This window comes from Mesorhizobium sp. CA8, assembly GCF_020164955.1.
Classification (GTDB): domain Bacteria; phylum Pseudomonadota; class Alphaproteobacteria; order Rhizobiales; family Rhizobiaceae; genus Mesorhizobium.
Window position 1 is genome coordinate 87,295 of the sequence record NZ_JAIUHG010000022.1, and the last position, 22,322, is coordinate 109,616.

21 protein-coding genes are annotated in these 22,322 nt (G+C 64.1%); 16 read left to right on the forward strand and 5 right to left on the reverse strand.

Going from position 1 to position 22,322, the window contains the following annotated elements; all coding sequences use genetic code 11:
- Positions 1-209: 209 nt before the first annotated feature.
- From LB553_RS22245 to LB553_RS22295, 11 genes are all read left to right on the forward strand, one after another.
- Positions 210-1,136: a D-alanine--D-alanine ligase gene (locus LB553_RS22245; RefSeq protein WP_224516448.1), complete on the forward strand. Its 927-nt coding sequence runs from the start codon at positions 210-212 to the stop codon at positions 1,134-1,136.
- A complete protein-coding gene (locus tag LB553_RS22250; protein ID WP_224516449.1) occupies positions 1,124-2,068 on the forward strand; it encodes a cell division protein FtsQ/DivIB in 945 nt (314 codons plus the stop codon). Before LB553_RS22245 ends, LB553_RS22250 begins: the two co-directional genes overlap by 13 nt.
- Positions 2,065-3,372, forward strand: coding sequence for a cell division protein FtsA (gene ftsA / locus LB553_RS22255; protein WP_224516450.1), 1,308 nt, complete (start codon positions 2,065-2,067; stop codon positions 3,370-3,372). The genes LB553_RS22250 and ftsA overlap by 4 nt, the downstream gene beginning before the upstream one ends.
- 67 nt (positions 3,373-3,439) lie before the next feature.
- Positions 3,440-5,092: a cell division protein FtsZ gene (gene ftsZ, locus LB553_RS22260; protein WP_224516451.1), complete on the forward strand. Its 1,653-nt coding sequence runs from the start codon at positions 3,440-3,442 to the stop codon at positions 5,090-5,092.
- Positions 5,093-5,445: 353 nt separating this feature from the next.
- A complete protein-coding gene (gene lpxC, locus LB553_RS22265; protein ID WP_224516452.1) occupies positions 5,446-6,393 on the forward strand; it encodes a UDP-3-O-acyl-N-acetylglucosamine deacetylase in 948 nt (315 codons plus the stop codon).
- 201 nt (positions 6,394-6,594) lie between these two features.
- Positions 6,595-7,464 (forward strand): outer membrane protein assembly factor BamD, encoded by an 870-nt coding sequence (locus LB553_RS22270; RefSeq protein ID WP_224516453.1) that lies wholly within the window; start codon positions 6,595-6,597, stop codon positions 7,462-7,464.
- Between the two features lie 8 nt (positions 7,465-7,472).
- Positions 7,473-9,146 carry a DNA repair protein RecN gene (recN, locus tag LB553_RS22275; RefSeq protein ID WP_224516454.1) on the forward strand — a complete coding sequence of 558 codons (1,674 nt, stop codon included), beginning with the start codon at positions 7,473-7,475 and terminating at the stop codon, positions 9,144-9,146.
- Positions 9,147-9,280: 134 nt separating this feature from the next.
- On the forward strand, positions 9,281-11,488 hold the full coding sequence (ligA, locus tag LB553_RS22280; protein ID WP_224516455.1) for an NAD-dependent DNA ligase LigA: 2,208 nt from the start codon (positions 9,281-9,283) through the stop codon (positions 11,486-11,488).
- Positions 11,488-12,180, forward strand: a complete 693-nt coding sequence (locus LB553_RS22285) for a DUF2461 domain-containing protein (protein WP_224516456.1) — start codon at positions 11,488-11,490, stop codon at positions 12,178-12,180. The genes ligA and LB553_RS22285 overlap by 1 nt, the downstream gene beginning before the upstream one ends.
- 95 nt (positions 12,181-12,275) lie before the next feature.
- Entirely contained in the window at positions 12,276-13,004 is a 729-nt protein-coding gene (locus LB553_RS22290; protein ID WP_224516457.1) for an AzlC family ABC transporter permease, read from the forward strand.
- Positions 13,001-13,297, forward strand: a complete 297-nt coding sequence (locus LB553_RS22295) for an AzlD family protein (protein WP_224516458.1) — start codon at positions 13,001-13,003, stop codon at positions 13,295-13,297. Before LB553_RS22290 ends, LB553_RS22295 begins: the two co-directional genes overlap by 4 nt.
- Before the next feature lie 69 nt (positions 13,298-13,366).
- Here LB553_RS22295 and LB553_RS22300 read toward each other — a convergent pair whose 3' ends face one another.
- From LB553_RS22300 to LB553_RS22310, 3 genes are all read right to left on the reverse strand, one after another.
- Entirely contained in the window at positions 13,367-15,211 is a 1,845-nt protein-coding gene (locus LB553_RS22300; protein ID WP_224516459.1) for an aminopeptidase P family protein, read from the reverse strand.
- A gap of 100 nt (positions 15,212-15,311) precedes the next feature.
- Complete coding sequence (locus tag LB553_RS22305; protein ID WP_224516460.1) at positions 15,312-16,184, reverse strand: 50S ribosomal protein L11 methyltransferase; 873 nt, start codon at positions 16,182-16,184, stop codon at positions 15,312-15,314.
- A 79-nt stretch (positions 16,185-16,263) separates the two neighbouring features.
- A complete protein-coding gene (locus LB553_RS22310; protein ID WP_318011517.1) occupies positions 16,264-16,848 on the reverse strand; it encodes an SCO family protein in 585 nt (194 codons plus the stop codon).
- Between the two features lie 178 nt (positions 16,849-17,026).
- Here LB553_RS22310 and LB553_RS22315 point away from each other — a divergent pair, with 178 nt between their 5' ends.
- From LB553_RS22315 to LB553_RS22325, 3 genes are all read left to right on the forward strand, one after another.
- Positions 17,027-17,512, forward strand: a complete 486-nt coding sequence (locus LB553_RS22315) for a CreA family protein (RefSeq protein ID WP_224516461.1) — start codon at positions 17,027-17,029, stop codon at positions 17,510-17,512.
- A 67-nt stretch (positions 17,513-17,579) separates the two neighbouring features.
- Positions 17,580-18,248 (forward strand): DapH/DapD/GlmU-related protein, encoded by a 669-nt coding sequence (locus tag LB553_RS22320; RefSeq protein WP_224516462.1) that lies wholly within the window; start codon positions 17,580-17,582, stop codon positions 18,246-18,248.
- A 297-nt stretch (positions 18,249-18,545) separates the two neighbouring features.
- Entirely contained in the window at positions 18,546-19,040 is a 495-nt protein-coding gene (locus LB553_RS22325; RefSeq protein WP_224516463.1) for a low affinity iron permease family protein, read from the forward strand.
- A gap of 8 nt (positions 19,041-19,048) precedes the next feature.
- Here the strand turns inward: LB553_RS22325 and LB553_RS22330 are convergent, their stop codons facing one another.
- Positions 19,049-19,915 carry an SDR family NAD(P)-dependent oxidoreductase gene (locus LB553_RS22330; protein ID WP_224516464.1) on the reverse strand — a complete coding sequence of 289 codons (867 nt, stop codon included), beginning with the start codon at positions 19,913-19,915 and terminating at the stop codon, positions 19,049-19,051.
- Between the two features lie 187 nt (positions 19,916-20,102).
- Between LB553_RS22330 and LB553_RS22335 the strand changes: the two genes are divergently transcribed.
- Positions 20,103-20,384 (forward strand): hypothetical protein, encoded by a 282-nt coding sequence (locus tag LB553_RS22335; protein WP_224516465.1) that lies wholly within the window; start codon positions 20,103-20,105, stop codon positions 20,382-20,384.
- A 3-nt stretch (positions 20,385-20,387) separates the two neighbouring features.
- Here LB553_RS22335 and LB553_RS22340 read toward each other — a convergent pair whose 3' ends face one another.
- Positions 20,388-20,963, reverse strand: coding sequence for a TMEM175 family protein (locus tag LB553_RS22340; protein WP_224516466.1), 576 nt, complete (start codon positions 20,961-20,963; stop codon positions 20,388-20,390).
- Positions 20,964-21,098: 135 nt separating this feature from the next.
- Here LB553_RS22340 and LB553_RS22345 point away from each other — a divergent pair, with 135 nt between their 5' ends.
- Positions 21,099-22,307, forward strand: a complete 1,209-nt coding sequence (locus LB553_RS22345) for an MFS transporter (RefSeq protein ID WP_224516467.1) — start codon at positions 21,099-21,101, stop codon at positions 22,305-22,307.
- The last annotated feature ends 15 nt before the right edge of the window (positions 22,308-22,322 follow it).

Here is a 22,322-nt window from a genome sequence, read left to right on the forward strand (position 1 = left end):
CGGAAAGTGAATCTCTCGGAATCTTAGGTACTTGCCAGCGAATCAACTCTCTGATTCTCTGCCCTAAAGCGTTTCCTGATTTGAGTCGTTCGACGCGTTCAGCCGCGTTTTCCGTCTGGGGGGCAACCTGCCGGAAGACTCGGACTTAGTGCTCGGAGATGCGATGTGGAATATCGGTGGCAGGCCCGGCGTGAGAGGGGATGGCGGGAATGAAGAAGAAGCATGTGGCTGTCCTCCTGGGTGGATTCTCCTCGGAGCGGCCCGTGTCTCTGTCCTCGGGGAAGGCGTGTGCGGATGCGCTCGAGAGTGAAGGCTATCAGGTCACCCGTGTCGATGTTTCGCGCGATGTTGGGGCTGTGCTTTCCGAGCTCAAGCCCGATGTCGCCTTCAATGCGCTGCATGGTCCGTTCGGCGAGGACGGCACCATCCAGGGAATTCTCGAATATCTCGCAATTCCCTACACCCATTCGGGTGTGCTCGCTTCGGCGCTCGCCATGAACAAGGAACAGGCCAAGAAGATTGCCAAGGCGTCCGGCATTCCGGTCGCGGAATCGAAGGTGGTCAACCGCTTCGCCGTCCAGAACAGGCATCCGATGAAGCCGCCTTATGTGGTTAAGCCGGTCAATGAGGGATCGAGCTTCGGCGTGGTCATCGTGCATGAGGGGCAGTCGCATCCGCCGCAGGTGATCGGCTCGACCGAATGGCAATATGGCGAGATCGTCATGGTCGAGCGCTACATCCATGGGCGCGAACTGACCTGCGCGGTGATGGGCGATGTGGCGCTTGGCGTCTGCGAGATCATCCCGACTGGGCATTCCTTCTACGATTACGATTCAAAATACGTTCCCGGCGGATCAAAACACGAAATCCCTGCTAAAATTTCACCGAATATTTACCAAAAAATACAGACACTGGCCCTCAAGGCTCATCTTGCCATTGGTTGCCGGGGCGTTTCCCGATCGGACTTCCGTTACGACGACCGTCACTCCGAAAACGGCGAGGTTGTCTGGCTCGAGGTCAACACTCAGCCGGGCATGACGCCGACGTCTCTGGTGCCTGAAATCGCCGCCCAAGCGGGACACTCGTTCGGCGATTTGTTGAGTTGGATGGTGGAGGACGCTTCGTGTCTGCGTTGAGGTGGGGACAGGGTAATGGCGGCGGCGCGGCTGGTCTCGCGCTGTTCGGCGTGTCGCTGTCATTCGACCGTTTCGTGTTGCCGCGTCAACTCCGCCGGCCGATGCGCGTGCTGGCGCGCCTGTGCGGCGGTGAATATGAGGCGCCGCGCTTTTCGGCGGCGATCCTTTCCGCCGCGCTGATCACATCGAGCAGCGCCTATGGCGCCTATCTCGGCGGCTACGGCGACAGCATCGTGCAAGGCATCACGGCGCGCACCGGCTTTGCCGTCGACCAGATCAAGGTGGTCGGCAACCGCCAGACCTCCGAGATCGATGTGCTGGACCGGCTCGGCCTCGACGGCTGGACCTCGCTGATCGGCTTCGATGCCGAGGCCGCGCGCGAGCGCATCGCGACGCTGCCCTGGGTCGAGGGCGCGGCGGTCCGCAAAATCTACCCGCACACGCTGGAAGTGCGCATCGAAGAACGCGAGCCCTTCGCGCTCTGGCAGCAGGGCACTTCGGTTTCGGTCATCGAGCGGTCGGGCGAGGTGATCGCTCCGTTCTCGGGCGGCAGGCAGGCGCTGCTTCCGCTGATCATCGGCGCGGGCGCGCCGGCGATGGCGCCGGCCTTTCTCGAGAAGATCAAGCGCTATCCCGATCTCGCGGCGCGGGTAAAAGGCTACATCCGTGTCGGCGAGCGCCGCTGGGACCTGAGGCTTGAGAACGGCATCACGGTCAAGCTGCCGGAAGATGACGAAGACCGGGCGATCGCCGAACTCGTCAAGATCGATCATGACAACGGGCTTTTGACGCGCGATATCGCCGCCGTCGACATGCGGCTCTCCGACCGGCTGGTCGTGGAGCTCTCGCCGGAAGCGGCGACGCAGCGCGAAGCCGCGCTCAGCGACAAGCCGAAGAACCTGGCCAAGCGCAAGGCGGAGACGAAGATATGAGCTGGCTTGGCGGCAGCGGTGATGCTTCTTCGCGCCGGTCGGGCACGCTCACGGTGCTCGATGTCGGCTCCAGCAAGGTTTGCTGCGTTGTGGCGAAGCTCAAGCCGAACGAGGACGGCAAGCTTCTGCGCGGGCGTTCGCATCGCATCCAGGTGATCGGCATCGGCCACCAGAAATCGCAAGGCGTGAAGTCGGGTGTGGTGGTGGATCTCGATCGCGCCGAGCATGCCATCCGGCTTGCCGTCGATGCGGCCGAGCGCATGGCAGGGCTTACGGTCGATTCCCTCATCGTCAACATGACGGCGGGCCGGCTGAAGAGCGAAGCCTTCTCGGCGACGATCAATCTCGGCGGTCATCAGGTCGAGGAAGTCGACATCAAGCGCGTGCTCGCCGCCGGCGCCAAGCAGGCGCTGCGGGCCGAGCGCGAGGTGGTCCATTCGCTGCCGGTCGGTTTCTCGCTCGACGCCGAGCGCGGCATGCGCGATCCGCGCGGCATGGTGGGCGATGCGCTTGGCGTCGACATGCATGTGCTGACGGGCGACGCAGCGCCGATGCGCAACCTCGAGCTTTGCATCAACCGCTCGCATCTGTCGGTCGAGCGCATGGTGGCGACACCCTATGCCAGCGGGCTTGCCTCGCTCGTCGATGACGAGCTCGAGATGGGCGCCGCCTGTATCGACATGGGCGGCGGCACGACGACCATCTCGGTCTTCTCGGAAGGCAAGTTCGTGCATGGCGACGCCATCGCCATCGGCGGCAACCACGTGACGCTCGATATGGCCAAGGGCTTGTCGACCTCGCTCGATGCCGCGGAGCGGCTGAAGGTGATGCATGGCTCGGCGCTGCCCGGCAGCGCCGACGACCGCGACCTCGTCTCGATCCAGCCGATCGGCGAGGAGGGCGATGTACCGTTGCAGATCCCGCGCTCGATGATGACGCGCATCATCCGCGCTCGCATCGACGAGACGCTGGAGCTTCTGCGCGACCGGCTGAACAAGTCCGGCTACGGCAATGCCGTCGGCAAGCGCGTCGTGCTCACCGGCGGCGCCAGCCAGCTTGCCGGCCTGCCGGAAGCGGCGCGCCGCATTCTCGGGCGCAATGTGCGCATCGGCCGGCCACTGGGCGTCGCAGGCCTGCCGGAAGCGGCCAAGGGCCCGGCGTTCTCGACCTCGGTCGGACTGATGATCTATCCGCAGATGGCGAGCTTCGAGAGCCATTCGGCGAAAGGACTTTCCGGTTTCAGGATGACCGGAACAGGCGGAAAACTGCATCGCATGAGTCAGTGGTTGAGAGACAGTTTTTAATTTGACGGGGACAGCCCCATAGGCGGCCGCAGCGGCGAGGCGGCGGGAAAGGTAAAGGACGGAGACAATGACCATCAATCTGCAGAAGCCGGACATCACCGAGCTCAAGCCCCGCATCACCGTGTTCGGTGTCGGCGGCGGCGGCGGCAATGCCGTGAACAACATGATCACAGCCGGCCTGCGCGGCGTCGAGTTCGTGGTGGCCAACACCGACGCGCAGGCGCTGACGATGTCGAAGGCCGAGCGGCTGATCCAGCTCGGCGCGCATGTCACCGAAGGCCTCGGCGCCGGCTCGCAGCCGGAAGTCGGCCGCGCGGCGGCGGAAGAGTGCATCGACGAGATCATCGATCACCTCTCCAACACCCATATGTGCTTCGTCACCGCCGGCATGGGCGGCGGCACCGGCACGGGCGCTGCTCCGGTCGTTGCCCGCGCGGCGCGCGAGAAGGGCATCCTCACCGTCGGCGTCGTCACCAAGCCGTTCCATTTTGAGGGCCAGCGCCGCATGAAGACGGCCGACATGGGCATCGAGGAACTGCAAAAATGCGTCGACACGCTGATCGTCATCCCGAACCAGAACCTGTTCCGGCTGGCCAATGACAAGACCACCTTCGCCGACGCCTTCGCAATGGCAGACCAGGTGCTCTACTCGGGCGTTGCCTGCATCACCGACCTGATGGTGAAGGAAGGCCTGATCAACCTCGACTTCGCCGACGTCCGCTCGGTGATGCGCGAGATGGGCAAGGCGATGATGGGCACGGGCGAGGCTTCGGGCGAGGGCCGCGCGATGGCCGCCGCTGAAGCCGCCATCGCCAACCCGCTGCTCGACGAAACGTCGATGAAGGGCGCCAAGGGCCTGCTGATCTCGATCACCGGCGGCCGCGACCTGACCCTGTTCGAGGTGGATGAGGCAGCCACCCGCATCCGCGAGGAGGTCGACCAGGACGCCAACATCATCCTGGGCGCTACCTTCGACGAGGAACTGGAAGGCGTGATCCGCGTGTCGGTCGTCGCCACCGGCATCGACAAGTCGGCGGCCGAAATCGCGGCTGCGCCGATCTCGATCCGCGCGCCGCAGAAGCCGGCCGCCCGTCCGGCGGTGGCTCCGGTTGCCGAAATCCGCCCCGCTCCGGTTCAGCCGCAGGCCTATGAGCCGCGCGCGGCCGATCCGGTCGCGGAAGCGATCCAGCTTGCCGAGGCCAACGCCGCCATGGCGCAGCCGCGCCCCGCGCCGGTCGACGACTTCCGGCCGCAGAGCAAGATCTTCCAGGCCCCGCCGGCCCAGCCGCAGCCCGTGGTGCCGCAGCAGGTCATGCAGCAGCCCGCGCCGCAGCGCGAGATGCCCCAGCCGGTGGCCGCGGCCCCGCAGCGCATGCCGCGCGTGGAAGACTTTCCGCCGGTGGTAAGGGCCGAAGTCGAAGCCAAGAGCCGGCCCGCGGACCATGAGAACAGTGGTCCGATGGGGCTGATCAAGCGGTTGACCAACGGTCTTACCCGCCGCGAGGAAGAGCCGGCCCGGCTTCAGCCGGCGCAGCCGCGCGAGCCGAAGCTGCGCCAGGCCGCGCCCGAGATGCGCCGTCTCGCCAGCCAGGACCCGCAGCTCTACGCGCCGCGCCGCGGCCAGCTCGACGACCAGGGCCGGCTGACACCGCAGGCCCGCACGGTCCAGGAAGACGACCAGCTGGAAATCCCGGCCTTCCTGCGCCGCCAGGCCAACTGATCGATACGGCGGCGGCCGATCGTTAACGACATATAACGGTTGTTAACAGGCAGGCGAGAAATCGTCTGCCTGTTGCTTTTACAAAACTGTTGAAAAACAATGGTTTATGAGTCGCTTTTGACACTGTCCCGCAGTTACACAGGGTAAGAAACCGTGATTTGGAGTCTCCAAGGCGGGCCATTATCTTCGCCACGGACTAAAGTCGGTTTGCCGGGATTCGGGGGTAGCCCTGCCTGCCGATCACACAGAGCCGCACGCTCTTGCTTATTTTGCCGCATCCTATGCGAGCGCCAGGCCATCACCTGGCTGCAAGATACCCAAGGCCGATAGAGCGGACGCAGGCATTTGGGGCTATGGGGTTACTCTTGCACGACTATCAGACGACAGTGAAATCGCGCGCGACGCTGGCTGGCATTGGCGTCCATAGCGGCAAAACCGTCACCGTTCATTTCCTGCCGGCCGATGCTGACACGGGCATCGTCTTCCATCTTTCGAATGGCGGCCAGCCTCGCGAGTTCCGTGCCCTGGTCGCGGAAGTCGGCGCCACCGATCTTTGCACCATGCTTGGCGATCCGGCTGGTGAGCATATCGGCACGGTCGAGCATCTGATGGCGACGGTGTTCGGCCTCGGCATCGACAATCTCATCATCGAGATCGACGGTCCGGAAGTCCCGATACTCGACGGCAGCGCCACGGCTTTCGTCGAAGCCATCGACCAGGCCGGCATCGAGACGCTGGCGGTGAAGCGCCGCTATATCCGCATCGTCAAGCCGGTGCGCGTGGAAGCCGGCGCATCCTGGGCGGAATTCCGCCCCTATGACGGCACGCGATTCGAGGTCGAGATCGATTTCGAAAGCCCGGCGATCGGCCGCCAGCAATTCGCCTCCGACATCAATCCCGACATCTTCCGCCGCGACATCGCGCGGGCCCGCACTTTCGGCTTCATGAAGGATGTCGAACGGCTTTGGGCCGCCGGCTACGCGCTCGGCTCGTCGCTGGAAAACTCGCTGGTCATCGGCGACGACAACCGCGTCATCAATGTCGGCGGGCTGCGCTACCCCAATGAATTCGCCCGCCACAAGACGCTCGATGCGATGGGCGACCTCGCACTGGCCGGCGCGCGCTTCATCGGCTGTTTCCGTTCCTATCGCGGCGGCCACCGGATGAATGCGTCTGCGTTGCGCCGGCTGCTTTCCGACCACACGGCCTTTGAGATCGTCGAGACGAGGCGCCGCGAGCGCGGCCGCGTCGCCGAGATGATCGCCGTCAGCCGGCCGGTCTACGCACCTTGGGTGATCTGATTTTTAACCGTTTTCTGGTTTTATAGGTCGGCTTGTGTTGCATGATTGCATCACGAATCGCTGAAATTGCACAATCTCCGGCGTAGCGTCAGCCGGCCACAAAAATGTGCGATTGGCCGGACATAGCGTTGCCGGGCAAGGGGATAATGGTTTATGGCTTCGGCCCGGACCGAAACGACGCCGAAGGGGCGGAATCCAAACATGTTTTTTTCGCGAGTTGGTCAATCGGTAGCGCCGCGTCGGGGTGTTTTGCTGGCGCTGTCGGTGGTTGCTCCCGCGCTCGTGCTGTCGGCCTGCATGTCCTCCGAGAAGGATGTCAACCTGGCGACCTATGTCGACCAGACCGAACCGGCCGACGTTCTCTACAATCAGGGCCTGGCCAATATGAATGCCGGCCGCCTCGATGAGGCCAGCAAGAAGTTCGACGCCGTCGATCGCCAGCATCCCTATTCGGAATTCGCGCGCAAATCGATGGTGATGGGCGCTTTCGCCGATTATCGCGCCGGCAATTACGACGAGGCGATCGGAACCGCGAAGCGCTATTTGACGCTTTATCCGTCGACCGACGACGCCGCCTACGCGCAATACATCATCGGCTTGAGCTACTACCGGCAGATCAAGGACGTCACCCAGGATCAGAAGGAGGCGCGCCAGACCATTCAGACCATGCAGGATCTGGTGACGCGCTGGCCGAACTCCGAATATGTCCCGGACGCCAAGGACAAGATCCGCTTCGCCAACGACCAGCTTGCCGGCAAGGAGATGCAGATCGGCCGCTACTACCTGGAGCGCCGCGAATACATCGCCGCCGTAAAGCGGTTCCGCGCCGTGGTCGAAAACTATTCCAACACCCGCCATGTCGAGGAGGCGCTCGCGCGCCTGACCGAGTCCTATTATGCGATGGGCCTGACCTCGGAAGCGCAGACGGCCGCGGCGGTGCTTGGTCACAATTATCCGGACAGCCCGTGGTACAAGGACTCCTACAAGCTCCTGCAGAGCAACGGGCTTGAGCCGCGCGAAAATGCCGGATCGTGGATCTCCAAGGCCGGGAAGCTGATCACCGGCGCCTGAAGCTTGCGATGCTGTCCAGACTGTCGATCCGCGATATCGTCCTGATCGAGAAGCTGGACATCGACTTCCTGCCTGGACTTTCGGTGCTGACGGGCGAAACCGGCGCCGGCAAATCCATCCTGCTCGACGCATTGTCGCTGGCGCTCGGCGCGCGCGGCGATGCATCGCTCGTCCGCCACGGCGCCGCGCAAGGCCAGGTCATTGCCGTGTTCGACGTGCCGCGCAACCATCCGGCGCGTGCGCTGCTCGCCGACAATGACATCGAGGACGATGGCGACATCATCCTGCGCCGCGTGCAGACGGCCGACGGCCGCACGCGCGTCTTCGTCAACGACCAGCCCTCCAGCGTCACGCTGATGCGCGATGTCGGCCGCGCGCTGGTCGAGATCCACGGCCAGCATGACGAGCGCGCCCTGGTTGATCCCGGCGCGCATCGCGAATTGCTGGACAGTTTCGGCGGCCATCTGGGCGCCGTGCGCGGCACGGGCGAGGCCTGGCGCTACTGGCGCAACTGCGAGCAGGAGCTTTCCCGGCATCGCGCCAGGGTCGAGGCGGCGGCGCGCGAGGCCGATTTTCTGCGCGCTTCCGTCGCCGAGCTTGCGAAACTCGATCCGCAGCCGGGCGAGGAGACTGAGCTTGCGGAACTGCGCGCGATCATGATGCGCGTGGAAAAGATCGCCGCCGAGATCCATGACGCGCAGGACGTGCTGTCGGGACCGTCCTCGCCGCTGCCACAGCTTGCCAGCCTGCTGCGGCGGTTGCAGCGCAAGTCCAGCGAAGCGCCCGGCCTGCTCGACGACGTGGTGAAATCGCTGGACGAGGCGATGATCTCGCTCGATGCGGCGCAATCGGGCGTGGACGCTGCGCTTCGCGCCACTGAATATGATCCGCAGCGGCTGGAGAAGGCGGAGGAGCGGTTGTTTGCGCTGCGCGCCGCCTCGCGCAAGCACAATGTTGCGGTCGACGACCTGGCGCAGCTGCGCGACACGATGGTGGCCGATCTTGCCGATCTCGATGCCGGCGAGGAGCGGCTGCATGCGCTGGAAAAGCAGGCCGCCGCCGGACGTGAAGCCTATGATATCTCCGCCGCGCAGCTGTCATCGCTGCGCCACGCCGCAGCGGCGGGGCTGACCGAGGCGGTGATGGCGGAACTGCCGGCGCTCAAGCTCGAACGGGCCGAGTTCATCGTCGAGATGAAAAGCGATGCCGAAAACCGCATGGAAGAAGGCATCGACCAGGTCGAATTCTGGGTGCGGACCAATCCGGGCACCAGGCCGGGCCCGATGATGAAGGTCGCCTCCGGCGGCGAGCTCTCGCGCTTCCTTCTGGCGCTGAAGGTGGCGCTGGCTGACCGCGGCTCGGCGCCGACCCTGGTGTTCGACGAAATCGATACCGGCGTCGGCGGCGCGGTGGCCGACGCTATAGGCCAGCGGCTGGCGCGGCTGTCCAAGCGGGTGCAGGTGCTTTCGGTTACCCATGCGCCGCAGGTTGCGGCGCGCGCCGCGACGCATTTCCTGATCTCCAAATCCGGCGGCAAGGATCGCGTCGCCACCGGCATCGCCGAAATGGACCGCGCCGCGCGCCAGGAGGAAATCGCGCGCATGCTGGCCGGCGCCGTCATCACCGATGAAGCGCGCGCCGCTGCCGAGAGGTTGCTGCGCGAGAACACTGCCGCAGCTTAAGATTTTCGGACGCTGGCAGGCCGAGTCAGCAGATGGCTGCATCCCGCTGTTCAACAATGATTTCTTCGCAATCCGACTCCCCCGCACCGAATCCTGATTTATAGTGGCCCGCCATAATTCGAGGACCGCGTTTCATGTCGGAAAAACCAGTCGAATCGCTGAGCGAAGGCGAGGCCGCGGAGGAGCTGAAGCGGCTCGCGGCGGAGATCGCCGAGCACGACCGGCGCTATCACACCGAGGACGCGCCGACGATCTCGGACGCCGAATATGACGCGCTGGCAAGACGCAACCTCGCCATCGAAGAGCGCTTTCCCGATCTCGTGCGCGAGGATTCGCCGTCGCGCCGGGTCGGGGCGCCGCCGGCAGAAGGCTTTGCCAAGGTGCGGCACGCGGTGCCGATGCTCAGCCTCGCCAAGGCCTATACCGACCAGGACGTCGCCGATTTCATCGAACGCGGAAGGCGTTTCTTCGACCGCGACAAGGACCTCGACATCGCCTTCACGGCCGAGCCGAAGATCGACGGGCTGTCAGCCTCGCTGCGCTATGAGAACGGCGTCTTCGTGCAGGGCGCGACGCGCGGCGACGGCACGGTCGGCGAGGACATCACCGCCAATCTGAAAACCATCGCCGATATCCCGAAGAAGTTGCAAGGTTCGGGCTGGCCGGAAATCATCGAGATCCGCGGCGAGGTCTACATGACTTATGCCGAATTCGAAGCGCTGAAACAGCGCTCGGCGGCTGTCGGCGGCCAAGATTATGTCAATCCGCGCAATACGGCGGCCGGCTCGCTGCGCCAGAAGGATCCGTCGGTCACCGCCAGCCGCAACCTGAAATTCTTTGCCTATGCCTGGGGCTACACGACAGCGGACCCCGCGCCGACGCAGTATGATTCAGTGCAGAAGTTCAAGGAATGGGGCTTCAAGGTCAGCCCGCTGATGGTGCGGGCGAAGTCGATCGACGAACTCATCGCGCACTACCACCGGATCGAGGAGCAGCGCTCCTCGCTGGGCTACGACATAGACGGCGTCGTCTACAAGGTCGACCAGCTCGAGTTGCAGCGCCGCTGGGGCTTCGTCACCGGCGAGCCGCGCTGGGCAATCGCTCACAAATTCCCGGCCGAACAGGCGATGACCACGGTCGAGAGAATCGACATCCAGGTCGGCCGCACCGGCACCCTGGCGCCGGTGGCGCGGCTGGCGCCGGTCACGGTCGGCGGCGTGGTGGTCGAGAACGTCACGCTGCACAATGAAGACTATATCAAAGGCTTCGACAGCAACGGCCAGCCGATCCGCGACGGCATCGACGTGCGCATCGGCGACACGGTGGTGATCCAGCGGGCGGGGGATGTCATCCCGCAGATCGTCAGCGTCGTCATCGACAAGCGGCCGGCCAATGCCGTGCCTTACGAATTCCCGCATACCTGTCCGGTCTGCGGCTCGCCGGCGACGCGCGAGATCAACGAGAAGACGGGCAAGGAGGATTCGCGGCGGCGCTGCACCGGTGAAATGATCTGCGCCGCGCAGGCGGTCGAAAGGCTGCGCCACTTCGTGTCGCGCGGTGCGCTCGATATCGAGGGCCTCGGCGCGGAGAATATCGACCTGTTCTTCAATTCGGGGCTGGTGAAGACCGCGGCCGATATCTTCACGCTGAAGGATCGCCGCCCGGCGGTCATGAGGGCGCTGGCGGAGCGGCGCGAGGAGCAGGCGAAGCTGCGCGAGGAAGCCTCGGGCAAGACCCGCAAGAACGTGCGCAGCGTCGAGGAGCGCAATTATGAGGGCCTCGACAAATTGTTCGCCGCCATCGACGCGCGCCGCGAGCCGGAGCTCGACCGCTTCATCTTCGCGCTCGGCATCCGACATATCGGCGAGACGACGGCGGCGGTGCTTGCCCGGCAGTTCTCGACCATCGAGGAACTGATCCGTGTCGGCAAGGAGATGGCAAAGGCGGAGAATCCGCACAGCGTGTTCCCATCGATCAACGGCATCGGCGACACGGTGATCAACGCGCTGCGCGATTTCTTCGGCAATGAGCGCAATGACGACGTGCTCGACGCCTTGCTCGCGCAGGTTCATCCGAAACCCTATGTCGTGGAAATCTCAGCCGGCAGCGAAGTCTCCGGCAAGACGGTGGTGTTCACCGGCTCGCTGGAAAAGATGACGCGTTCGGAAGCCAAGGCGATGGCGGAGCGGCTCGGGGCCAAGGTGGCGGGCTCGGTTTCGGCCAAGACCGACCTTGTGGTGGCGGGTCCGGGCGCCGGCTCGAAGCTGAAAGTTGCGAGCGACCTCGGCATCGAGGTGATCGACGAGGACACCTGGCTGCAGCGCATCGGCAGGGGCGGCTGATGGCGGGCGCGTTCAAGGGGTTCGGGCAGAAAGCCATCCCATTCCTGAAGGCGCTCGACTTCCACCAAAGCCGCGAGTGGTTCCAGGAGAACCGCGACCTTTACGACAGCGAGCTGCACGGGCCGTTCTGCGATCTGGTCGAGACGCTCAGTGAGCGTTTCGAAGCGGCCAAGCTTGGTCTGCGCGGCGACCGCAAGAGGTCGCTGTTCCGCATCAATCGCGACGTGCGCTTTTCCAAGGATAAACGGCCCTACAACCGGCATCTCTCGGCGATCCTCTCGCCCGACGGCACTAAGATGGAGCAGGGCGTCTTCTATGTGCATATCGGGCTCGAGCGCTGCTTTGCCGGTGTCGCATGGTGGCAGCCCGCGCCTGAATTGCTGCAGGCGATGCGCAAAGCGATCGTGACCAAGCCAGCCGCGTTCCGAGCCATGGTCGCATCGCTCAAGAAGGCCGGCCTGGAGCTCGATGCGGAAGACCGCCTGAAGCGGGCGCCCCGCGGGTTCGAGGATGTCGGCGACGAGGATCTCGCCCAGGCGGTGCGGAGCCGGCATTTCGTGGTGCGGCACGACATTGATCCGGCGACAATCCATTCGCCGGCGCTGGTCGACGATCTCGTCGAGTTCACGTTTGGCGCCAAGCCGCTGCTCGACTGGGGCAGGGCGATCCAAGGGACGGTTGTCAAGGCCTAACCCCCGGCGATCAGTTCCGCTGATCGCTGAGTCAAGCGAATTGGTGTGACATTGAAGGCGACGCTCCCTAAATGAAGCCGCTCAAGGAGCGGCGGATGGCGGCGGAAGCAATCTCTGAGGGCAGAACGGGCAGCGATTTCTGGGACGGCGTGCGGCTTTCTATGCCGGTCGTCGTCGCCTCGGCGCCGTTCGCAATCTTGTTCGGCACGATCGCCGTCGACAATGGGGTTTCCGTCCTCGAAGCCTTCCTGATGAGCGCGATGATCTATGGCGGCGCGAGCCAAATGGTCGGCATCGAGCTGTTTGGCCAGCATGTCGCGCCATGGCTGATCGTGCTGTCGATCTTCGCTGTGAATTTCCGCCATGTGCTCTATTCGGCCGGCATCGGAAGGCGCATTGCGCATTGGCCGCTACTGCAGCAGGCGCTCGGCTATTTCATCCTGACGGATCCGCAATTCGCCATCGCCGAGGCAAGGGCCGAGTCCGGCCGTCCCGTCGGCTTCGTCTGGTATCTGGGGCTCGGCCTGCCGGTCTATGTGTTCTGGGTGATCGAAAGCGGGCTAGGGGCTGTGTTCGGCAAGATGATCCCGGACACGCATGCGCTGGGCATCGATTTCCTTTTGCCGATCTATTTCCTCGGCCTGGTGCTCGGCTTCCGCAAGCGGCCGCTGTGGGCGCCCGTCGTCGCCGCCAGCGCCGTCGCCTCGATCATCGCCTATCGAACAGTCGGCTCGCCCTGGCATGTTTCGATCGGCGCGCTTGCCGGCGTTCTCCTGGCGGTGATCCTGCCGCCGCATCACAGCGGCGTGGGCAAGCGGCCATGAGCACGACCTTCTGGATCATCCTGGCCGGCGCCGTCGCCACCTATCTGACCCGAATCGGCGGCCACCTCGTCATCTCTCGCTTCGAGACGATCCATCCGCGCGTCGAGGCCGGCCTCAACGCCGTGCCGGCCGCGGTGCTGACGGCGCTCGTCGCGCCGGAGCTGCTGCATGCCGGACCGGCCGAATGGGCGGCGCTGATCGTCACTGTGCTGGTATCGCTGCGCGGCGGCCTGATGGCGATGTTCTTGGCCGGCGCGGCGGTGCTGATCGTCGCGCGCCAGTTCATGGGTTAGCTTTCCATCTTCAATGGTCGGCGCTGCCCCTCATTGCCCTGCCCGTAAACGGGCAGCAAGACGCTCAACTCAGATTTTTGCGTCGTGCGGCAGCGGCGCTGTAGCCTTTTCCAGCCAAGCCAGCGTTTCGCCGTCGACCATCGGGCCGATCTCGGCGAGCACCCGGGCATGATAGCGGTCGAGCCACTGCAACTCGTCCCGATGCAGCAGATCGGTCCGGATGAGCCGCTTGTCAATCGGCGCCAGCGTCAGCGTCTCGAAGCCGTGCATCGCGATGTCGCCGCCTTCGATCTGCTCCGCCGGCGTGACCAGGATCAGGTTTTCGATGCGTATGCCGTAGGCGCCTTCCTTATAGTAGCCCGGCTCGTTCGACAGCATCATGCCGGCCAGCAGTTTTTCGGTGCCGGTGCGGGCGATGCGCTGCGGCCCTTCATGCACGGCGAGATAGGAGCCGACGCCGTGGCCGGTTCCGTGGGCGAAGTCGCAGCCATGCTTCCACAGCGCCACGCGGGCAACAGCGTCGATCTCCGAACCGCGCGTGCCGGCGGGGAAACGCAACGTCGAGATGGCGATCATGCCCTTCAGCACAAGGGTGAAGCGCTCGCGCATCTCCTCGGTCGGCTGGCCGATCGGCACGGTGCGGGTGATGTCGGTGGTGCCGTCCTGATACTGGCCGCCGGAATCGAGCAGGAACAACTCGCCGCTCTCAAGCTTGCGGCTGGTGGCGCGCGAGACGCGATAGTGCATGATCGCGCCGTTCGGGCCGGCGCCCGAAATGGTGTCGAAGGAAACGTCGCGCAGCGGCATCTGCGTTTCCTCGCCGGTCTGGCGGCGCACCTCCTCGAGCTTGGTGACGACGGCGATCTCGTCGAGTGTGCCGGGCTTCTGGCGGTCGAGCCAGCACAGCAGCCTGGCGACCGCGGCACCGTCGCGGCGATGCGCGGCGCGGCTGCCGGCGATCTCGGCCTGGTTCTTGGTCGCGCGCGGAATACGTGCCGGGTCAGCCGCCAGAACGACCTTGCCGCCATTGTCCTTGACCAGCATGCGGAGCTTCTCCGCAGCCAGCACCGGATCCAGCGTGATTTTCGCACCACCCTTGGCGAGTTCAATGATCGCGGCTTCGAATTCACCTGGATCATGCGGATCGGCAAGCTGGGTGAGGTAGGCAGCGACCTGGCGCGGGAATTTGCGCTGGTCCATGAACAGCTGATGCTTGCCGTCGGCGGCGAGGATAGCAAAGCCGAGCGCCAGCGGCGTGTGCGGCACGTCGCCGCCACGAATGTTGAAGGCCCAGGCGATCGAGGACGGATCGGTCAGCACGGCGTGGGTGGCGCCATCCTTTTCGATCGCGCCGGCCAGCCGCGCCAGCTTGTCCTTCGCAAGCTCGCCGGCAAGGTTTTGCGGATGGATCTCGATGGGCGCGCGCGGCGGTTCCGGCTGGTCCGTCCAGATGATGTCGATGGGATTCCTGTCGAGCGGCACCAACGTCGCGCCGGACTGCTCGGCCGACGCCTTCAGCGCCTTCATCTCGCCGATCGTATGCAGCCAGGGGTCGAAGCCGAGCCTTGCGCCCTTGCCGAGGTTGTCCTTGATCCAGGAGGCCGGCGGATTGTCGATGAGGCTTTCGACGGTGAAGATCGAAAGATCGACCTCACCTCGCACCTGCAGCGTGTAGCGGCCGTCGACGAAGATGAAGGCGCGGTCGCGCAGGATGATGGCGACGCCGGCCGAGCCCGAAAAGCCGGTCAGCCACTTCAGCCGCGCCGAGCGGTCGGCGACATATTCGCCCTGGTGCTCGTCCGCGCGCGGCACCACGAAGCCATCCAGGCCATTCTCAGCCAGCCATTGCCGCAGCAGCGCAACGCGCGGCTTGCCGACGGCCGGATCACCAGCGGAATCAAAGGTCTGGAACATTTTTCTGGCTCCCTCGAATGGCTTGTGGCGACCGTAGCGCATGATCTTGAAAACCGGAATCGATTTCGGCAGGGCCAGATCGGCCGGATGCAATCCGGCCTCAGCGCTTGAGATGGATGGTCGCCCAACCCTCGCGATGCAAGGTACGCACGTGGCGGAAGGCTTGGCCGACATAGGCCGAGATCACCGCGTCGCGCTGCCGGTCGAGGATGCCGGAAAGCACCAGTGAACCGCCGAGCCTGATGTGCTTGGCCATTTCGGGCGCGAGCCGCATCAGCGGCCGGGCCAGGATGTTGGCGATGATGAGGTCGAAAGGCGCGCGCCGGGCGAAGATCGGATGATGGAAGCCGGGCGCCGTCACCGTCTCGACCAGCGCCTTGACGTGGTTGAGGCGGGCATTGGCGGCGGCGACGCGGATGGCGACCGGATCGATGTCGGTCGCCAGCACAGGGACATGCGCGAGCTTGGCCAGCGCAATCGCAAGCACGGCGCTGCCGGTGCCGAGGTCGAGCGCGTTGCGCGGCCGTTCGCGCAACGCCACCTGCTCCAGCATTTCGAGGCAGCCGGCAGTGGTGCCGTGATGGCCAGTGCCGAATGCCAAACCGGCCTCGATCTCGATGGCGAGGTCGCCGCTGCGGCGCTTGGCGCGGTCATGCGAACCATGGACGAGGAAGCGGCCGGCGCGGACCGGCTTCAAGCCTTCCAGCGAGCGCGACACCCAGTCGACGTCGGGAAGGACCTCGCGCTCGATCGCGTTCGGCAGGCCGAGACCGGCGAGGATATCCCGGACCCGCGCCTCGACGGGATCGACGTCGCCATCGGCATAGAGCGACACTTCGTGGATATCCTTTTCCTCGTCGAGCTCCAACACAGCGATCGGCAGGCCGTCATCCTCGAACGCCGCGTCCAGCGCCGCGAAGATGCGGTCGGCTTCAATCTTGTTGGCGGTAAGATGGAGTCTGGTTTGCCCCATCAGAAAGATGCTTGTTTGAACATGATCTTTTCCGAAAACGGGTTCCCACTTTTTGCGTTCGCTGACCTTCGGTTCGGGATCATGTTTGCCCACCGGCAGCCAGCCGCTTCAGCTTGGCTATCGCCGTGTCGGCGCTCTCGCCGTAGGCGATGGTGCCGGCGAAATCGCCCTTGGCGTTGAGCAGCAGCACCGAGGCCGTGTGGTCCATCGTATAGTCGCCGTCGCCGGTGTCGACCTTCTTCCAATAGATGCCGAAGGCCTTGGCCATGGCGTGCACCCTTTCCGGATCGCCGGTGATGCCGGTGATGCGATCGGAGAAATTGCTGACATAGGTGTTCATCGTCTCCGGCGTGTCACGCTCCGGATCGACGGTGACGAAATAGGCGTTGAGATTCTTGCCGCTGTCGCCCATCGTCTTCAGCCAGCCGGCCAGCTCGAACAGGGTGGTCGGGCAGACTTCCGGACAATGGGTGAAGCCGAAGAACACCACGCTCGGATGGCCCCTGAAGGCGGCTTCGGTGATCGGCGCGCCTTTCTGGTCGACCAGCGTGAAGGGCGCGCCGAAGGGCTCGCCGCCATAGTGGCCCCGATACCAGTCGAATGTCAGCCAGCCAATGCCCGCCGCCATCAGAACGAGAATGCCGATCAGGATTGAACGCATCATCAGTGAATGTCCGTCGCCATTGCTTTGGCCAGAAGCCAGTTTGGCGACAGTCTTAACGGGTCGGTGCCGGGCGCGCAAAGATGTCGCGTTGCCGCAAGCGGCCATGCAGGTCGATCGGCTTGCAAACGCCACGATCCTGTCCCACCTGACATCGGCAACGTGAACCGAGGAGGCTTCCTTGCGAAAACTGATCGGCTTGTTCGCCGCCTGTCTTGCCCTGAGCGCCGGCGCGGCCACGGCTGACGAAGTGGGTAAAGTGGGTGTCGACTGGGTCGGCAACGACATCATGGTCGACGCGATCAAGGATCCGAAGGTCGACGGCGTCACCTGCCATGTCGCCTATTTCGACCGCAGCATCATCGACCGGCTGCACAAGGGCAACTGGTTCGAGGATCCTTCCGATTCGTCGATCTCCTGCCGCCAGACCGGGCCGATCACCATCGGCGATATCGACATGGGCGAGGGTGGCGAGGAGGTGTTCAAACAGGGCCTCAGCCTGATCTGGAAAAAGCAGGTGGTGAACCGCATCTACGACAAGAAGAACGAGACGCTGATCTATCTGTCGCATTCGCGCCAGGTGCAGAACGGCTCGGCGAAGATGTCGGTCACGACTGTGCCGCTTTACGGCCAGAACGTGGTGTGGACCAAAGGCAAGCCGCAATAGGCTCCGACAGGCTTGCCGGGGGCAGGTCACGCTTGCGGGCAGTCCCCCGCCGGCGTAAAGCCGCTTCATGGATCGTCCTGAAAACCTCATCCTCAAGGACCCCGAGCCGCGCATCCATCCGACCGCGGAGCTGAAGGCATGCAAGCTGGGCCGCTATGCCTCGATCGGCGAGCGGGTGATCCTGCGCGAGGTGAGCGTCGGCGATTTTTCCTATTTCGAACGCCATTGCGAGGCGATCTACACGACGATCGGCAAATTCTGCTCGATCGCCGCCAACAGCCGCATCAATGCGCTCGAGCATCCGATCGAGCGGCTGACGCAGCACAAGGTCAGCTACCGGCCGAACGAGTATTTCCGCTGGCTGGGCGTCGACACCGAATTTCGTGCGCGCCGGCAGGCAAAATCGGTCAGTGTCGGCCACGATGTCTGGATCGGCCATGGCGCGGTCATCATGCCGGGCGTCGCGATCGGCAACGGCGCCGTCATCGGCGCCAATGCCGTTGTGACGCATGACGTCGCGCCCTATACGATCGTCGCCGGAGTCCCGGCAAAGCCGCTGCGCCGGCGATTCTCCGCCGCAGTCGCGGCGCGCATCGAAGCCCTCGCCTGGTGGGACTGGACGCCCGAGAAACTGGCGAGCGCAATTCCCGACATGCAGGCTATGCCGATCGAAGCCTTTCTCGATCGCTGGGAAGAAACGCTCGCTGACACGGGCAGAACGCCGTCGAGCACTTGACCGGCACTGACTGACCGGTGCCCTCCACGCTCGGAAATAAATGCCCCTTCCGCCATGCGGGGGTGGTGCAGCGGAAGGGACTGGAGGTAAACCGCCGTGAAGCGGAAGAACAGGCTTTCGGCCTGCACCGGCACTATTACAAACAAACGGATAAGGTGTTTTTTCGCGAAGCTGCGCTTTCTGCGTGTAGTCGATTGCGGCCGCGTGTCGGCACGAAAATTCGATCCCGCGGAACCGGAGCGGGCGGCAGCCTGTTTCTTCGCAAATGCCTGCGCATCCAGGGTTCGAGGGACTTGCATGATCGAGAAAGTTTTTACGCGCATAGCCAACCAGGTGGCACATCTGGCGGGCCTGCCGGCCACCTTCGCCATCTGTATGGCGATCGTGGTTGTATGGGCGTTGAGTGGACCGTTCTTCGGATTCTCGGATACCTGGCAATTGGTCATCAACACCGGCACCACCATCATCACCTTTCTGATGGTGTTCCTGATCCAGAACACGCAGAATCGCGACGGCGCGGCGATCCAGGCCAAGCTGGACGAACTGATCAGGGTCAGCCGCGCCCACAATCATTTCATCGGCATCGAACACCTGACGGAATCCGAGGTCGAGGAGATCCGCTCGAAATGCGAGGCGGCAGCAAAACGGCATGACAGCGAGATCGCCGAAAAGGCGGCCAAGAAGGCGGTCGCCGGAAAGAACGGTACCAAGCATGCGCCGAAGACCACCGGCGCGGCCACAAAGAAGACCGCGGCCGGGAAGAACGCCGCCAAGAAGAAAGCCGCGGCTTGAGAGGGCCGTCAGCGGTTCATGAAGGCCGCGAAGGCATCCTTGTGATCGGGATGCCAGCGCGACAGGGCAGGGCGGTTTTCGATGATGTCTCCCATCGCCCAGGCCATCCGCTTTTCGTCGATCGGCCGCGTCACTTCGTTGTCCGGGCACAGTATATAGAAGTCGTCGTTCATCAGCGATGTCAGCATGAAGCCGATCACCTGCTCGCCGCTCCAGGCGCCAGCGGGCTTTTCCGTCGCACCTTCGGTCAGACCGGTATAGGTGAAGCCGGGGATCAGCAGATGCGCCGACACTTTCGCGCCAGGCTCGTTGCGCAGCGCATGCGCCAGCCCTTCGGTAAAAGTCTTCACACCGGCCTTGGAGACGTTGTATGCGAGATTGCCGGGCGGCGTCGTGATGCCCTGCTTGGAGCCTGTGTTGATGATGAGACCCGGCTTTCCGGCGGCGAGCATGCGCGGCGCGAAGGCCTCGACGCCGTGCACGACGCCCCAGAAATTGATGTCCAGCAGCCGCTTCCAGGCGTCGCGGTTCTCCCAGGGCTTGCCCGGATTGTTGCCGATGCCGGCATTGTTCATCAGCACCGACACCGCACCGAAGGCGCCGTAAGCGAGGTCGGCCAGCCGGTCGACTTCTTCCGCCTTGGAAACATCGGTCGGGATTGGGAGGACGGCGTCCTCGCCGGCGATCGCGGCAACCGCCTGCTTCGCCTGGTCGAGGCGCATGCCGCCGATGTCGGCAAGCACCACCTTCATGCCCATCGCCGCGTACCGTTTCGCGGCGGCAAGGCCGATGCCGCTGGCGCCGCCGGTGATGACGGAGACATTGCCAGCGGCGAAAGCGGGCAGTGCGGTCTGGATTTCGGTGTCGCTGGTCATGGTTTCCATCCTTGTTCGGTCGGGTCGAACTTAACGCCGGGCGCGGCCGAGGCAAGGCTGGTTCGTCAGGCGACCGCGACAGCTGTAATGTGACGGCGATAGCCGCAACGGGTCGACGGCGATAGCCGCAACGGGTTGACCATGGCGGTGCCTGCCGCGCATGTTGTCCTGAAAAGGAGTTCGGCATTTGAGCGACTGGATCGAAATTCTGAAGGAGCAGACCGCCGACGGCGATCAGATGAGTCGCGAGGTGCCGGAGATGCTTGCCAACCCGGATATCAGCGAGGCGCAGGTGAAAACACTGTTTGCAGCACTGGAGAAGCAGGCGGATTTCGCCGAGAAGCTGCGGCTCGCGCTGGAGAAGTTCGGCCACGACTTCCCAATCATCAAAGCAGCCGAGCGCCTGGAGGAACGCTATGCCGACCTTGCCGCCTCAGTGGCGGAAAAGCTGAAGGCGATGCGGAAGTAAATTCTATTTTTCGATCAGTCTCTCGAAGCGCTTGTCGGGTGCAAACCAGATGGTCGCTACAAGCACGTAAATCGCGACGCTGATCCACTGGTTGATGAAGCTGAGCAGGACTGCGGCGATGTAGAGCGCCAGCGAGATCTTGCCCTTCCTGTCCTGCCCGATAGCTTTGGCAAAGGTCGTGTCGGCGCCGTGCAGATGGCGCAGCTTGAAGACCAGGATGGTGTAGGCGACGGCGCAGAGGGCGAGGTCCGCGCCATACACGGCGACCGGCGCAGGCGCGAAATGGTTCTCTCCCATGAACGCCGTGGTTACCGGCATCAGCGATAGCCAGAACAAGAGATTCAGGTTGGCCCACAGCACGCGTCCATCGACGCGCTGCACGGTGTGGAACATGTTGTGCAGATTGTTCCAGTAGATGCCGACATTGATGAAGGACAGCACATAGCAGAAGAAGACAGGCCACAGCGGCACAAGCGCCGAGAAGTCCTCGCCGTGCGGCACTTTTAGCTCCAGCACCATGATGGTGATGATGATGGCGACGACGCCATCGGTGAATGCCTCGACCCGTCCCTTGCCCATGGTTCCTCCTCGTCGGCTGACGAAGCTACGCGAGGATTTCGCACAAGACCATCCTGTCAGGATTGTCAGGAGGGCGTCCGGTGGCTGGAACAGCGCCATTACATAGGCGTTGGGCTTGCAACCCTGGAGATCGCCATGACCAGCTACGCTCAAACGATGACGCGTGACCATGAGCTTGGCGGGGGCGCCGCGATGACCGCCGTCGCCGCCATGATCGCAGCACTTTTTGCCGGCAGCACCGCGCTGACCCCGCTTTATGTGATCTACAAGCAAGCCTTCGGCTTCTCGCAGGTCACGCTGACGCTGGTCTATGCCGTCTACGTCGTCGGCAATCTGGCGGCGCTGCTGTTTTTCGGCCGGGTCTCGGACGTCGTCGGCCGCCGTCCTGCCGCGCTCGCCGCGATGGGTATTGCCGTGGTCAGCGCGCTCTTCTTCCTGTTCGCCGAAAACCTCGCCTGGCTCGACATTGCCCGCATTCTGAGCGGCCTCGGCATCGGCGTCGGCGCGGGGGCCGGCACCGCCTGGCTTGCCGAGCTGATCGAAGGCAAGGACAAGTCGCGCGCCGCCGTCATCGCCACCAGCACCAACTTCATCGGTCTCGGGGCCGGCGCGCTCATGGCGGGGCTGCTCGCCCAATATGCGCCCTGGCCGCTCAGGCTGACATTTGCGATCTATTTGGTGCTGCTTGCGCTGGTAACCGTGCTGATCTGGCGCACGCAGGAAACGGTTTCCAATCCCGGACGCTTCTCGGATGTCTCGCTGCGGCCAAGGCTTTCGGTGCCCGACAATATCCGCGCACAATTCGTGGCGCCGGCGGTGACCGGCTTCGGCGCGATGGCGCTGGTCGGTTTCTACGCGGCGCTGGCGCCAAGCATACTGGCGCAGCAACTGCATGTCGCCAATCACGCCGAGGCCGGTGGCTTGTTCTTCGAACTGTCGATTGTGGCAGCAGTGACCATTGTCGGCACCGCATGGCTGTCCGCCCGCTCCACCATGCTCGCGGCGCTGGCGCTGATGATCCCGGCCGTGGCGCTGGTCGTCGCCGCGCAGGTCTATGCTTCGATGGCGCTGATGATCGCCGCGACGGCGGTCTGCGGCGTCGCGGCGGCGCTCGGCTATCGCGGCGGTCTGCAGGTGGTGAATCAGATCGCGCCGGCCGACCGCCGCGCCGAGGTGGTCTCGGCCTTCTTCATCTGCTGCTTCTGCGGCAACGCGCTCCCGGTGATCGGCATCGGCGTGCTGTCGAGCCTGGCCAACGCCACTGTGGCAAGCCTGGCCTTTGCCGGCATGATTATCGTCTTCTCGCTGGTGGCGCTTGGCTTCGGCGCCAAATACGCGCGGTAGAGTATTTCACCCTTT

Coding starts and splice junctions, on each gene's coding strand:
- LB553_RS22300 (WP_224516459.1), bottom strand. CDS start 15,211: ATGTTCCAGACCTTTGATTCCGCTGGTGATCCGGCCGTCGGCAAGCCG.
- ligA (WP_224516455.1), top strand. CDS start 9,281: ATGTCGGAAAAACCAGTCGAATCGCTGAGCGAAGGCGAGGCCGCGGAG.
- LB553_RS22345 (WP_224516467.1), top strand. CDS start 21,099: ATGACCAGCTACGCTCAAACGATGACGCGTGACCATGAGCTTGGCGGG.
- LB553_RS22245 (WP_224516448.1), top strand. CDS start 210: ATGAAGAAGAAGCATGTGGCTGTCCTCCTGGGTGGATTCTCCTCGGAG.
- ftsZ (WP_224516451.1), top strand. CDS start 3,440: ATGACCATCAATCTGCAGAAGCCGGACATCACCGAGCTCAAGCCCCGC.
- LB553_RS22325 (WP_224516463.1), top strand. CDS start 18,546: ATGATCGAGAAAGTTTTTACGCGCATAGCCAACCAGGTGGCACATCTG.
- lpxC (WP_224516452.1), top strand. CDS start 5,446: ATGGGGTTACTCTTGCACGACTATCAGACGACAGTGAAATCGCGCGCG.
- LB553_RS22295 (WP_224516458.1), top strand. CDS start 13,001: ATGAGCACGACCTTCTGGATCATCCTGGCCGGCGCCGTCGCCACCTAT.
- LB553_RS22290 (WP_224516457.1), top strand. CDS start 12,276: ATGGCGGCGGAAGCAATCTCTGAGGGCAGAACGGGCAGCGATTTCTGG.
- LB553_RS22305 (WP_224516460.1), bottom strand. CDS start 16,184: ATGGGGCAAACCAGACTCCATCTTACCGCCAACAAGATTGAAGCCGAC.
- ftsA (WP_224516450.1), top strand. CDS start 2,065: ATGAGCTGGCTTGGCGGCAGCGGTGATGCTTCTTCGCGCCGGTCGGGC.
- LB553_RS22285 (WP_224516456.1), top strand. CDS start 11,488: ATGGCGGGCGCGTTCAAGGGGTTCGGGCAGAAAGCCATCCCATTCCTG.
- recN (WP_224516454.1), top strand. CDS start 7,473: ATGCTGTCCAGACTGTCGATCCGCGATATCGTCCTGATCGAGAAGCTG.
- LB553_RS22270 (WP_224516453.1), top strand. CDS start 6,595: ATGTTTTTTTCGCGAGTTGGTCAATCGGTAGCGCCGCGTCGGGGTGTT.
- LB553_RS22340 (WP_224516466.1), bottom strand. CDS start 20,963: ATGGGCAAGGGACGGGTCGAGGCATTCACCGATGGCGTCGTCGCCATC.
- LB553_RS22310 (WP_318011517.1), bottom strand. CDS start 16,848: ATGATGCGTTCAATCCTGATCGGCATTCTCGTTCTGATGGCGGCGGGC.
- LB553_RS22320 (WP_224516462.1), top strand. CDS start 17,580: ATGGATCGTCCTGAAAACCTCATCCTCAAGGACCCCGAGCCGCGCATC.
- LB553_RS22330 (WP_224516464.1), bottom strand. CDS start 19,915: ATGACCAGCGACACCGAAATCCAGACCGCACTGCCCGCTTTCGCCGCT.